The 14504-nt window shown below is 39.2% G+C and carries 7 protein-coding genes; 5 read left to right on the forward strand and 2 right to left on the reverse strand.

Annotated features, from left to right (window positions below):
- Positions 1–6: 6 nt before the first annotated feature.
- Positions 7–3138, reverse strand: coding sequence for a SusC/RagA family TonB-linked outer membrane protein (locus tag INE92_RS24955; RefSeq protein WP_004315619.1), 3132 nt, complete (start codon positions 3136–3138; stop codon positions 7–9).
- Between the two features lie 540 nt (positions 3139–3678).
- Here INE92_RS24955 and INE92_RS24960 point away from each other — a divergent pair.
- Entirely contained in the window at positions 3679–4830 is a 1152-nt protein-coding gene (locus INE92_RS24960) for an ISAs1 family transposase (protein ID WP_008018700.1), read from the forward strand.
- 123 nt (positions 4831–4953) lie between these two features.
- Here the strand turns inward: INE92_RS24960 and INE92_RS24965 are convergent, their stop codons facing one another.
- Positions 4954–6132, reverse strand: coding sequence for a tyrosine-type recombinase/integrase (locus INE92_RS24965; protein WP_032856251.1), 1179 nt, complete (start codon positions 6130–6132; stop codon positions 4954–4956).
- Between the two features lie 399 nt (positions 6133–6531).
- Between INE92_RS24965 and INE92_RS24970 the strand changes: the two genes are divergently transcribed.
- From INE92_RS24970 to INE92_RS24985, 4 genes are read left to right on the forward strand one after another with little or no spacing between them, the layout of a single operon-like run.
- Positions 6532–7545 carry a fimbrillin family protein gene (locus INE92_RS24970; protein WP_157133807.1) on the forward strand — a complete coding sequence of 338 codons (1014 nt, stop codon included), beginning with the start codon at positions 6532–6534 and terminating at the stop codon, positions 7543–7545.
- 45 nt (positions 7546–7590) lie between these two features.
- Entirely contained in the window at positions 7591–9216 is a 1626-nt protein-coding gene (locus tag INE92_RS24975) for a fimbrillin family protein (RefSeq protein WP_004301565.1), read from the forward strand.
- A 59-nt stretch (positions 9217–9275) separates the two neighbouring features.
- Entirely contained in the window at positions 9276–12455 is a 3180-nt protein-coding gene (locus INE92_RS24980; RefSeq protein ID WP_004301566.1) for a SusC/RagA family TonB-linked outer membrane protein, read from the forward strand.
- Between the two features lie 21 nt (positions 12456–12476).
- A complete protein-coding gene (locus INE92_RS24985; protein ID WP_004308490.1) occupies positions 12477–14489 on the forward strand; it encodes a RagB/SusD family nutrient uptake outer membrane protein in 2013 nt (670 codons plus the stop codon).
- Positions 14490–14504 lie beyond the last annotated feature (15 nt).

Consider the following 14504-nt stretch of genomic DNA (forward strand, 5'->3'; position numbering starts at 1 on the left):
TGTTGATTAGAATCCGATGTTGACACCTATTACAAAACTCTTCAAAGTGGTAGGTGAACCAAATGTCTTGGTATTATTGTCATAGTTTACCAAGTCTGTATCTAAAAAGTCACATGCCTTATAGATATTGAATGGGTTCATGGCTTGAACATATAGCTTCAGATTATTGATACCCAACTTCTTTAATTGTTGCGGGGTAAAATTATAGCCCAATGAAATATTACGTACTTTAATGTACGATCCATCTTGATAGTTCATTGCACTGTTGAAAGCATCGGCTCCTTCGCCGTTGGAACCGGGTGAATAGTATTTTGCATTTTCATTTGTACCAGCCACCCAATAGTCTACTTTACGTTGCATATAGCGACCGTCGAGCGTTACAGCTCCTTGCGGGACTGTGAATCCCCAGCGTGACAGAATAAAGAAGGAAAGCTCAAAATTCTTATAGCTGAAAGTGTTGCTCCATCCACCTGTCCAGCGTGGACGTGTATGCCCTACAATTTGCTTGTCATCGTTAGCATCTATTGCACCATCATTATTTAAATCTTTTACTTTGATTTGTCCTGGCTTACGTCCGTATTTAGCAGCTTCTTCAGCTTCTTCCGTTTTCCATATTCCATCATATACCCAGTCGTAATAAACACCGATTTCTTCACCGACAAACCATTTGTTATTCACATCTTCAGTTCTGCCGTTAGATAATTCGTCAATTCGGTTTCTATCCATAGACCATGTTAAAGTAGTGCTCCAGGTAAAATCTTTGGTTTGTACTGGTATTGCATTTACTTGCAAATCAATACCATATCCGGATGTTTTACCCACATTGGCATACGTAGAAACATAACCCGTTAATGAAGGGATTGACATTTCTAATAATAAGTCATTGGTTTTTGTTTTGTATGCATCAATACTACCGGTAAGTCGGTTATTAAAGAAACCATAGTCAATACCGACATTGTATTGTGTAGTTCGTTCCCAGCCTAAGGTTGGATTAGCCATTTTAGCAGGCTCTTTTTGTGAAGGATCGGAAGGTACATAACCTAAAGATGAATCACTTTGTCCCCAGTTATAGTATAAACCGGTGATGGCACCTTTGGTTGCGTATGCTTTGATAGCTGCATTGCCTGTGACACCCATACCTACACGAAGTTTCAACTGATTCAACCAACTGATGTCTTTCATGAAATCTTCCTGATCCATTCTCCATGCAATAGCTGCAGAGGGGAAACTTGCCCATTTGTGCCCTTCGGCTAATTGAGAGGCACCATCCCAACGCATAGATGCCGTTAACAAGTATTTATCTTTGTAACCATAGTTCAGTCGAACCATATAAGATGCCATCTGAGTTTCGGTTAGCCCAGTACCAAAGGAATTCAATGTACCGGCAGATCCCATATTATACCAAAGCTCATCCGACGAGGCTACATTGGTGGCTCTCATATCTCCCATCTCGTAATGATAGGCAGAAGCGGATTGCATCAATGTCATTCCTAGACTATGCTGACCTAGAGTTTTATTGTAATAGATCAGATTATCCAATGTCCATGCACGCTTTTGTTCGTTCTTATATTGTGCACCGTTGTTACCATCTCCATTGATGCCATCAGCAGCGTTAGCAACTCCTAGAGTGTAAAATTGAAATTCGGGACCAAACTGAAGACGATAGGATAAACCTTCCAGTGGTTTCCAAATTTTTCCGAAATCAATCTGTGAGTACATGCTGGCAGAAGCACGGAAAGTACGGCGTTGATTGGTATTATAGTCTAATTCCCGGATGGGGTTGATGATATTTACGTCACCGCTTGGATAACGGACATATTCCCCGTTTTCATCGTAAGGCACAGTCCATGGGATCATGCTTCTTAATGCACTATAGAAGTCACCGGAACCAGTTACGGATTTAGAGAAACTATATCCATAGTCTTGAGTAGAATATGATGCGTTAATTGAAGAACCCATTTTGAACCAATCAACAGGAGTTACGTCAAATGATGTCTTTAATGTATAACGTTCATAGGCTTGTCCTGGTTGTGTTCCTTTTTGATCTAGATAGCCGAATGAAGCATAACCTTGGAATTTGTCCGAACCTCCGGAGGCACTTAAGGTATGTTCGTGGGTGATACCCGTCTGTTTGCCGTGAGATGCCCAGTCGTAGGAGCCGACCTTTGAGGGATCATAATTGCCATTTGACCATGCTTGCTCGATATTCTTCCACGAAGCGCTTACACTGCCGAATGCTGCTTTATCTGCTTCAAAAGTTGGAGTGGCCGAAGCATAAGAACCCGCATTGTATTTGGCTAGGCGAGCATAATCCAGCCATTCTGTGGCAGACATCATTTCTGTGACATCATGTAATGTTTCAAAAGTAACAGTACCTGAATAGTTCAGGGTTACTTTTCCCTCTTTTCCTTTTTTAGTAGTTACGAGAATTACACCATTGGCACCACGTGAACCATAAATGGCTGTGGCCGAAGCATCTTTCAAAATGTCAATAGCTTCAATGTCGGAAGGATTGATGTTTTCAATACCTCCATTTTGAATTACCATACCATCTACGACATACAGTGGTCCTTGCTCTGCATTAATAGAGCGTTGCCCACGAATGTTAATGTTACCGACTTCTCCGGGACGTTGGCTAGATGTAATATCCACACCTGCTGTTTTGCCCTGCATTCCTTCCAATGCATTTCTTACAGGCATTGCTTTTAATTCTTTTTCTCCTACGCGGGCCATAGCGCCAGTTACATCGCTTTTCTTCTGTACACCGTAGCCCACAACTACTACTTCATCCAGCGTTTCAGTATCTTCTTGAAGAGTTATCTTGAAGTTAGTATTTCCTGCTACGGATACTTCTTGCTTTTTGTATCCTATATAAGTGATAGTGATTGTACCTTTGGTTGGTACATTGGAAAGAGAAAACTTGCCATTTAAATCAGTAATTGTACCATTAGTAGTACCATTAACCAACACACTGGCACCAATAACCGGTTCTCCGGTAAAATCTGTAACCGTACCCGAAATCGTTTTGTTTTGGGCATAGGATTCTACTATTAAAAAGGAGAACAAAGTGAGAAGAAATAGCCGTCGGATAGTATCCTTATAGGCATACAGGTGATTACCTTTTTTGTTGCTTTTCATACTTTAATTATTAAGTTATAAATATTGGTTTATAGATCCTTTATTGTTGATTTATCTTTTTATCCTCTAATGAAGACTCTTTGTTTCTTTTTATATGGATATTCCTGTAACGTAGTACTTTATAGAGGTTTAGTAGTATAATATATTGTATGATATTAATATATTTACATAGCATATTTATTATAGAGTTAAACAAAAGTTAGATTCTCTTTTTAAACATAACTGCCTGCACATCAAACGACTACATATAGCTAGCAATCAATTGAGGATAGGATTTGAACAATTAGTACCATTAATTTCTTTTTTACCTATTATGAGTTATCCGGCATGCGAATCTTTCTTCGTTCCACTATAGTTATCTTTGCGTTTGACTATAGTTATCCGCAAGGGTAACTATAGTGTACAGGGTCGACGCATTATATTTTTTACTATCTTACAACTTGTATTTTATTTTTATATTATTGACTATTAGTGTATTATCTATTGTATATGTCGATTATTTTCCTTATCTTTATAAGATATTATAAAACATAAACTAACATGAAAATTGGCATAATTGACCTTTGTAAACAAATAGAAGATCCTAGGATGAACCGCAAAAAAGTACATAAAATGGAAACTATTATCTATATATCCATTGCTGCTGTAATCTGTGGCGCCCAGTCTTGGAATGAGATTGAGGAATTTGGCAATGCGAAAATTGCTTTTTTCAAAAGTCGCATACCTGACCTGGAGTTCATCCCTAGTCATGATACTTTTAATAGATTCTTCAGTATAATAAAGCCCGAGTATTTTGAGTTGATCTTTCGTAATTGGGTAAAACAAGTTTGTCAGGAGGTGAAAGGCGTTGTAGCTATAGATGGCAAGCTCATGCGTGGTCCAAGCCAATGTGATGGAGAGCATACTACGGGAAAAGAAGGATTCAAATTATGGATGGTTTCCGCCTGGTCTGCCGTTAATGGAATTTCTTTAGGTCAGGTAAAAGTAGATGATAAAAGCAATGAAATCACAGCTATTCCATTGTTGATTAACTCTTTGGAACTAAGTGGTTGTATTGTTACAATTGACGCGATGGGATGCCAGAAAGATATAACCCAGACCATTATTGAGCGTGATGCAAATTATATTATAGCTATAAAGGAGAATAAGAAAAAAAATTATCAACTAGCTAAACAAATTATTGACGATTATCAGGATAGAGATGAAATAATCAATAGAGTCACCAGGCATGTGTCGGAAAATACCGGACATGGAAGAGTTGAGAAAAGAACCTGTACTGTAGTCAGTTATGGTTCTATAATGGAGAAAATGTTTAAGAAGAAACTTGTGGGGTTGAAGTCTATTGTAGGGATAAAGTCGGAGAGAACAATAGTAGCAACAGGAGAATATACTCAAGAGGTCAGATACTATGTAACTTCACTTGATAATACCAAACCGGAGGAGATTGCATCTGCCATCAGACAGCATTGGTCTATTGAGAATAATCTTCATTGGCAATTGGATGTTACCTTTCGAGAAGACTACAGTAAAAAGGTGAAAAATGCAGCCAGAAACTTTTCGGTGGCAACAAAGATGGCACTTACCATACTAAAGAAGGATAAAACAACAAAAGGAAGTATGAATCTGAAAAGACTAAAAGCCGGATGGGATGAAAAATATTTGTCACAACTTTTACAGAACAATAATTTTTAATGCGTCTGCCCTGCTATAGTGTACTTTGCGGATAACTATAGTGGAACGAAAAAAGAATAGCGATCGGAATGAAATCGATTAGCAAAAGAAGGAACTAAAAATAGCAGTGAAAAACTATCTATACTATAGCAATTGGTCAAGTACGGCACGGAACACCTTATCGGCATGTTCTTGCATAATCTTAATATAATTAAAGATAGGACGGTTATTTTTCATACTGTGTCCGATACAGTATTCTATTTTTTCAATTTGAATGCCTAAATCATATCCGTGTTGTGCAAATGTCTTTCGGGCGGAATAGTAAGTAACCTTTTTCTTTACCCCCGAAAGTTCTGTTACCTTATTTATATGTCGGAAGACTAAACTATATATTTGTTTATAAGATGAATATTTACCAAACTGCAAATGCCCATTTCTCGACATATATTTATCTATAAGCACTTTTGCTTCAGGCTGCAAAGTAAATACAATTTCATTTTCTCCCTTCTTGCTATTACGTGTTTTGTGACGCACATAACGCATATCGTTCTTATTTTTAAAATCATATGCTAATAAATCTCTCAGGTTGATACCGCCTAAATAATAGGTAAGCATAAAAATATCTCTCACCATGGATAAAGAAGACTTTAAAAGCCGGACATCACGTATTCTCTTCAGTTCATCTATTGACAAATCAAGTTCCCGCACATTACTTGTCGGCATCTTAAAGAGGACAAAAGGATGAATGGAGTAAGATACATAATTCATCTTACCGGCATAATTTACTATCACCTTTATTAAAGTCAGATATATTCTGATAGTTGTATCTGCCAGATTCTCCTCGTGAAGAACTTTGGCAAATCCTTGGATATGTATAGGTGTCAATTGAATTAAAGGAAAATCCCCTTTCATATATTTGACTAATCTTTCGGAAGCTATCTTATAAAGTTTATAAGATTTCTCCCGCTCTTCTCCTTTCATGAAATTCATGTATTCTTTTGCAACAGCTTGAAAGGTTATACCTTTTTTCTTTTGTTCATAAGTAATTATATGTATAAGTTCGGTACATGAAATTGCTGGTAAATAGCTGATCGATGTAACAATTTCTTCATACTCATTGATTAGTTTCCGAAGACAGGCATTCATATTCGCTGCATTCTCATGCCTTACTACTCGACCATTTTTTAGTTGATTGGCAGAATCCAAAGTAAATTGGGTAGATATATATCTGGTTTGAGAATGATGTGCTACGGCTATCCTTATTCGATGTCTGCCATTTGATAATTTTTTAGTTGGAACAACTACAATTGAAAAATTCGCCATATCATTTTTAGGTTTATAAATTACTATTTTCCATACAATAAAATAGAAACAAAAAGGTTCATAGTCATTAGGTACTAATCGAAAATCGCTCCTACAGCATGGAATATCGTGCAAAAGACGGTATTTTCCATGCATTTGTACGATTCTGCATTGCTATATCTTGATTAAGTCGTTATGTTTGCAACACTTTTTCACAGGTAGAGTGTGAAAAATTACTTTTAAAAAGAGAATCTAACTTTTGTTTAACTTAACAGATGTACCTAATAGATATGGAAAACAATAAAAAAAATGCTTCATTTATTTCAATTGCTGCTTGGAAAAGAATGCAGCCATTGTCTTTTTTACTTTACGACGATTTTACTAATCAACAAAAATATGTTTAACTTTAAAAAACATGGTATGAAAAAAAACTATGTCACAACTGCTGTTGCCTTACTACTTTTAGCAGGATGTAGCAACGATATTAAAGAAACTGATATTCAGTTTACCGGTGATACGGGAGCGAAAGTTTCTTTTAGTGCAGTAATAAACAATCATGAGGCTAGCAATCTTGTTACAAGAGCTACGGAAACAAACTGGGAGGCAGAAGACTCGGTAGGAATCACTTGTGGTACGGAACAAGTGAATATTCATTACAAATACAAGGGCAATGGTCTTTTTGCGGCAAAAGGAGGAAATGCAGAAGAGATTTGGGTATTAGGTTCCGGAGAGTATGATGTAGTGGCATACGCTCCATTTTCTGGTACATCAGGTGAAGAACAACCTGTATTGGAAGTGACTACAGCCAGTGACAATCAAGCTACAGCAGAAGAACGTGCGAAGATAGATTTTCTTTTTGCTAAAGGGAAGGCTACATCACAAACCCCGAACGTGACATTAGCATTCAATCATGTGATGAGTCGTATTAGATTGGAGTTTCAAGCTGGCGAAGGTGTGGACTTGGCAGATATAACTTGTTATCTTATTGGGCTTAAGAATAATGGTACATTTAATCCTAAAACAGGGGAGACAACAGTCAGTGAAGACCCTGTTACGGATAAAGATGATATTTATTGGGATAAAATAGGAGAGCAGGATAATTATACAGTACAAGCTATTTTACTGCCACAGAAGGTGCAAGGCAAAGTAACTATCCAAGCTAGAATGAACGGTTATCTTTATGAAGCCGAGTTTGCTAACTTGACAGAATTGAAATCAGGATTTTCTTATAATTACATCATCAAGACAAATAAATACGAGGACAATAATTATGTGTTGACAATTACAGAACAAACGCAAATAATAGGATGGGAGGATGAAAACCACGATCCTATAACATCCGACCCGAGTATAGCTGAAACTGGAACAGAGATAACTAATCCTAGTTGGAATATTACAGAAGAAACCGTAACTCCACAGCCTGTTGTGAAGTGATCTGTTTACCAATCTAATATAGATAAAAATGCTAAAAATATAAACATGAGATTTATGAAAATATATAATTATATATCAATGCTTTTTCTGGCTGGCGCAGCCATAGTTGCGTCTTGCTCGCAAAATGAAGAACTCACCGGAGAAACACCGGATTCTTTGCAGGGATTTCAGATTAGTGTGTCTGATGAAGGATTTATGGACGAAAGTGGTAAGACACGTGCTACAGAGAATGGATATACTACCCGATTTTCTAACGGAGATGCTATCGGTATATTTGCGGTAAGAGGAGAAACGGTGGTAGAGGATATCAAGAATCGGAAATTCACACTGACAGATGGCTATTGGGAATTGACTGATGGAGGGGATCCTATTGAATACAAAGGTTCACAATTTCAGCGGATGACTTTTTATGCATACTATCCGTATAATGCGAATGTGACTTTTGATCCGACGAAGGTGGATCCTTTTGAAACATACGTCAACAATTGGAAAATAGGCAGTGAACAAAATGAAGGAAATTATACACAATATGATTTGATGACGAGTACGGGTAGTGTTCAGGGGGATCGTTTGAAAGGACAGATCGCTTTTACTATGCAACATCGGATGGCTCTTGCGGTAGTGAAGATGCCTAATTTGACCTATAGCTTTACAAATGGCGGTATAGATGATTATTTGTTACCATTAACAGCCGGTTCGTTTACAGTGAACAATACTCAAGCAACTCCTTATTATCAGGAAAGTACGGATACATACCGTTTCTTGGTTAATCCGAAGAAGGAATTCTCAATTAAGGGTACTTATTCTGGAGTAAGTGAGATGGAATATGAAGCTAAAGGTACGCTGGAAGGAGGAACGGCGAAAATGTATACCATCGAAGATAAAAGTAAAATCAACCATACTTTGCAGGTAGGAGACTATTTTTGTGCAGATGGAAAAATAGTTTCAGTAGATGCGGAAACGGTGCCGGAGAATGTGATTGGTATTGTATGTTATGTAGGAAATTCACAACCCAGTGTAACACATACTGAACTCTATTCAGCAGAAGTTGATGCTTTGCGTCGCGATTTCCCTGCATGTACGCACGGTATAGTGCTATCTATTAAGAATTCTGTGGTAAAAGATAGTGAACAAAATGATGTTGCTTTGAAAATGTTCCATTCAAGTAAGTCCGGTTATTATTCAGACTGGTTTACTTCAGATGAGAATTGGGCAAACAAGTTTGTAGGTTGTAACACAGAGAAGGATGTTAACAAGAATGATGCTTCATTGGTTTTCCCAGCACTAATGGGATACAATAATACACAGTTACTTACTATGTGTTACGAAGGTATGGGTAGTCCTTCTACTTGCGACCATGCTTATGCGTATATCAAGGCTTATCGTGAAGCGGAAGCTATTCCGGCAAATGTGACTCCTTGGTATTTGCCCTCTATAATGTGTTGGGATACAGTCGCTAAGAATTTGAGTGTTATTAACCGTTGTCTCAAGAATGTAAATGGTGATGAGATGACCTCTGTCGAGTCAGGAACTAACAGTGGACACTATTGGAGTAGCACACAGCGTTCTCCAGCCAACCAATGGACACACGGTATGGCTGGTGGAAGATATCACATAATTTGTGAACGTGATTCGCGTGCCGGTTATTTCCGTATGATGCTTGCATTCTAAAATAATGACGGTATATAAAGTCCGTTAAAATTATACTTATATCATGAACATATACATATATGAATAAGAAAAACTTTATAAAGGGGACAACCTTACCTGTCGCTCTGTTTTTCACTATAGCAACTTTTGCACCTGCATGGGGATTGCAAACAGCTTCGGCAGCCATCGAAGTTGTACAGCAGCAAAGTACTATAAAAGGAACAGTAGTAGATAGCCAAGGCGAACCGATAATTGGAGCAAGTGTACTTGCGGAAGGAACATCTAATGGTACAATTACCGATATTGACGGTGTATTTAGAATAAATGTACGTCCCGGTGCGAAATTGAAAGTATCTTTTATAGGTTATACCGATAAAAAAGTAGTAGCGAAAAATGACATGAAAGTCATTCTGGTAGAGGATGTGACAGCACTTGAAGAGGTGGAAATCGTAGCTTATGGTACGCAGAAGAAAGTGACCATGACAGGAGCTATCGCTAGTGTGAAGGGAGAAGAATTGACCCGTGTATCTGTAGGTTCGGTTTCCAATGTATTAGGAGGGCAGATGACAGGTTTGACTACCGTACAATATTCCGGTGAGCCGGGAGCGGATGCCGCTGAAATTTTTATTCGTGGTAAAGCTACTTGGGAAAATTCTTCACCGTTAATTCAGGTAGACGGTGTGGATCGTGAAAGTATGAGTGATATCGACCCGAATGAAATTGAATCCATTTCTATCTTGAAAGATGCTTCGGCAACAGCCGTATTTGGTATTCGTGGAGCAAATGGGGTCATTTTGATTACAACTAAACGAGGAAAGGAAGGAAAGGCGAAAATTTCGTTTACTACTTCTGCTTCTGTATTGATGCCTACAAAAATGGTAGAACAGGCAAGTTCCTATGACTATGCCCGTTTTCATAATCAAATGATGTCCGGTGATGGCAAATCTGCCTTATTTAGTGATGGCGTGATTCAAAAATTTGCAGATGGTTCCGATCCTATTCGTTTCCCAAATATACAATGGGCTGACTATATTATGAAAAGCTCTACGCTTCAGAGCCAGCATAATCTGAACATCTCGGGAGGAACAGATAAAGTACGTTATTTCATCTCTGCAGGTGCTTATACGCAAGGAGGACTTTTTAGTGAGTTTGATCTTCCTTATAATTTAAGCTATCAGTACCGTCGGTTTAACTATCGTACAAACTTGGATATGGATGTCACTAAAACGACTACTTTGTCATTCAATATTAGTGGTAATGTGAATAATTCAGATCAACCGCGTACGAGTCAGGGATCTTCCGGATTGATTAAAAATATGTATTATGCTACTCCTTTCTCCAGTCCGGGAATCATAGATGGAAAATTGGTAAATTCGAGCGATGAGACTTATTCAGACGGACTGAAATTACCATTTACAGGAGGTACAGGTATGGGATATTATGGAAATGGGTTCAGCCAGACCAGCAACAATTCGCTGAATGTGGATGTGATTCTGGATCAAAAAATGGACTTCTTGACTAAAGGACTTTCTTTTAAAGTGAAGGGATCTTATAACAGCTCGTTTACAGTTAATAAAGTCGGTTCTGGTGGGTCTATTGCTACATACACTCCTGTATTGATGGATGACGGTAGTATTGCTTATCGTAAGTTTGGAGAGAATACAGATGTGAAGTATTCGTATACTACAGGCAAAGCACGTAATTGGTATATGGAAGCCAGCTTTAATTATAATCGTACTTTTGGTGATCATACGGTGACAGCCTTAGTTTTGTATAATCAACAGAAAGAGTATTATCCGAAATTATATTCGGACATTCCTCATGGATATGTCGGATTAGTCGGACGTGTCACTTATGATTGGAAGAGCCGCTATATGGCAGAGTTTAATGTGGGTTATAACGGTTCGGAAAACTTTGCGTCCGATTTGCGCTTTTCTTATTTCCCGGCTGGTTCTATAGGTTGGGTGATGAGTGAAGAGAAGTTTTTCCGTCCTTTGAAGTCGGTGGTTAGCTTCTTGAAATTACGTGCCAGTGTCGGTTTGGTAGGTAACGATAATATTGGAGGATCGCGGTTTATGTATATGGCTGATCCATATAATGTCGGTTTAGGTGACTTGGCAAATCGTGTAACGGCAAGTGGAGGAGCAACTAACGCCTGGGGATATGGATTCGGAACAGATAATGGTACTGTTAGTCTGGGTGCGCGTGAGGTAGCTAAGAATAACCCTGCTGTGACATGGGAAAAAGCTCTGAAACGGAACTATGGTGTTGATATTAACTTCCTTGATGACCGTCTGAAAACAACCTTTGAATATTATAAAGAACGTCGTAATGACATCCTTTTGCGTGACGGTACAGCTCCGGGAATGTTAGGGTTCATTACTCCCTATTCAAATTTAGGAAGTGTAGACAGTTGGGGCTGGGAACTTTCTTTAAAATGGAACGATAAGATTGGCGATAATTTCCGTTATTGGGCGGGTATTAACCTTTCTTATAATCAGAATGAGATTCTTGAAAAGAAGGAAGCACCGCAGAATAATTTATATCAATATCAGAAGGGACACCGTATCGGTTCGCGTAGTCAATATGTTTTCTGGCGCTTCTATGATGAGGATACACCTGCGCTATATGAGCAGACATTTAATCGTCCGTTCCCCACTCACGAGAGTATTCTTCAAAATGGAGATGCAGTATATGTTGACTTGAATGGTGACCGTAAGATTGATGCAAATGATGCAAGTTATGACTATGGCTTTACAGACGATCCTGAATATATGCTAGGTATTAATTTAGGATTCAGTTGGAAGAATCTGGAAATAAGTACTCAATGGACAGGGGCCTGGAATGTAAGTCGTATGATTTCGGATGTATTTCGTCAACCGTTTTATTCATCTTCCAATAGCGAGCAGGGAGGATTGTTGGCATACCATTTGGACCATACATGGACACCGGAAAATCCGTCACAATCTTCGGAGTATCCGAGAGCTACCATTGACAATGCGAAGAATAACTATGCTACCTCCACCTTATATGAGAAAGATGCAAAATACCTGCGTTTGAAAACTCTTCAGGTGGCATACAATTTTCACTTCCCATTGATGAAGAAACTTGGACTGAATACATGCCAGTTGGCTTTTGCAGGATATAATTTGTGGACTATTACACCTTATTTGTGGGGTGATCCGGAGGCAAGAGCTACTAATGCACCTTCTTATCCATTGTCCAAGACTTATACGTTGAGCTTGAAATTAGGATTCTAAAATAGATAAAGGAAAGATACAATGAAATTACAAAATAAATGGTTCATCGGTGCGATGTTGGGAGCGGCAGTTTGTTTGGTTTCCACTTCATGTGTGGACGAAATTAAATTCGGAAACTCTTTTTTGGATAAGGCACCGGGCGGAAATGCTACTATTGACACAGTGTTCAATAGTGCGGAATATACGCGCCAATTTTTGAACACCTGTTACAGTAGACAGTATTACGGATTACCCTATAATACGGACAGTAACGGTAATATTCCTGATTCTTCCAGTCCTTATTTAGGAAAGAAGGATGCGCTAACAGACTGCTGGTCACTTTATTTTAGTGACGCAACTGTATATCAGCAGTATTATTTGGGTTCTCTCAATGCCAACTATGGCACGCGTGGTAATATTTTCCCATATACACGGGAAATGGTATGGGAAGTAGTGCGCTGGTGCTGGTTGTTAATGGAAAATATAGATAGAGTGCCGGGCATGGATAGCACTGAAAAAACTCAGTTGGTGGCAGAAGCTAAATGCCTGATTGCGGCACGCTATTTTGATATGTTCCGTCATTATGGAGGTCTTCCATTGTTATATGCTTCATTCACCGGTACGGAGTCAGGTTATGAAATCCCCCGTGCTACGGTAGAGGAGACTGTTAACTACATGATAAAGATGTTGGATGATGCTATCAATTCCGGTGGATTGGTGTGGGCTTATGCTGATGCCGATCTTGCCAGCAAGGCCGGACACTGGACAAAGGCCGGTGCGATGGCATTGAAATGCAAAATCTGGCAATTTGCCGCTTCTCCGTTGTTTAACGATGTCAACGGATATGCAGGAGGAAACTCAGAGGCTGAACAGCAGCATCTGGTATGGTACGGCGGCTACCATGCGGAACTTTGGGATAACTGTTTGAAGGCTTGTGAAGCATTCTTTAAAGAGCTGGAGAGTCAAGGCGGGTATAGCCTGAATAAGGCTTCGGAAGAAACACCGGAACAGTATCGGCAGGCATATCGTATGGGATATATTCGTCAGAACAGCAAGGAGGTCTTGCATTCTGTCCGCACGAATATGTCGGACGCTTTCAACTCAAGTTCTTATATGTGGCATTCCTGGGCTGTTCCGTCACTTTGTCGTACCGAATATCCGCCTACACAGGAATATGTGGAGATGTTCCCATGGGCCGACGGTACTCCGTTTGACTGGAAAAAGGCGGAAACAGAAGGTAAGTTGGATGCAATGTTCCTGACCGGAACATTCAAAAATGGAGAACAACTATTGTCGGAAATCGTATTAACCCGTGATCCTCGTCTGTATGAGCATTGCATGGTAAACGGATTGCCGAAGATGTTAGACTGGAGTGCAGGAACAATGTCCGGTTTACCTTATGAACTGTGGGTCGGAGGATACGATGAAGGACAAAATGCAGCGCTTGAATCAGGTAACTATGCGACTGGTTATAAAAATATGAAATATTATTTGGGAACAGAGTACCAACGTCAGTATACGCATTGGGTATATCTTCGTTTATCTGACATTTATTTAACTTATGCAGAGGCCTTGCTTCAAGCCAAGAATGATCACCGGGGCGCTATTAACCAAATGAATATAGTACGTGCCCGTGTAGGATTGAAGAAAGATTTGGCGGAGTGTGTTACAGATAAGAATTTACTTTCTGACAAAGCAGCCTTATTGGAAGAATTGCTGTGCGAGCGTGTTCGGGAATTGGGGCTTGAAGATAGCCGTTACTTTGATCTTATCCGTTACAAACGTGCCGATCGTTTCGAGAAGCGCCTGCACGGGTTGCTCACCTATCGTTTGGATGATACCGGTAATCGTATAACGGGAAATGCTAAATGGAATGAAGGAGATAAGAACAAGGGAGCATTGCAGCCTACTCGTTTTGAATATGAAAGGTTTGAGTTATCCAAACCGGTCCGTCGTTGGTGGACATACGGATTTGATCCCAAATGGTATCTTTCTCCATTCCCGCAAACGGAAATTAACAAAGGATATGGATTGATTCAGAATCCGGGTTGGTAATGTGAGACAGCGAAA

The sequence above is a fragment of the Bacteroides xylanisolvens genome (genome assembly GCF_018289135.1).
Taxonomy (GTDB): Bacteria; Bacteroidota; Bacteroidia; order Bacteroidales; family Bacteroidaceae; genus Bacteroides; species Bacteroides xylanisolvens.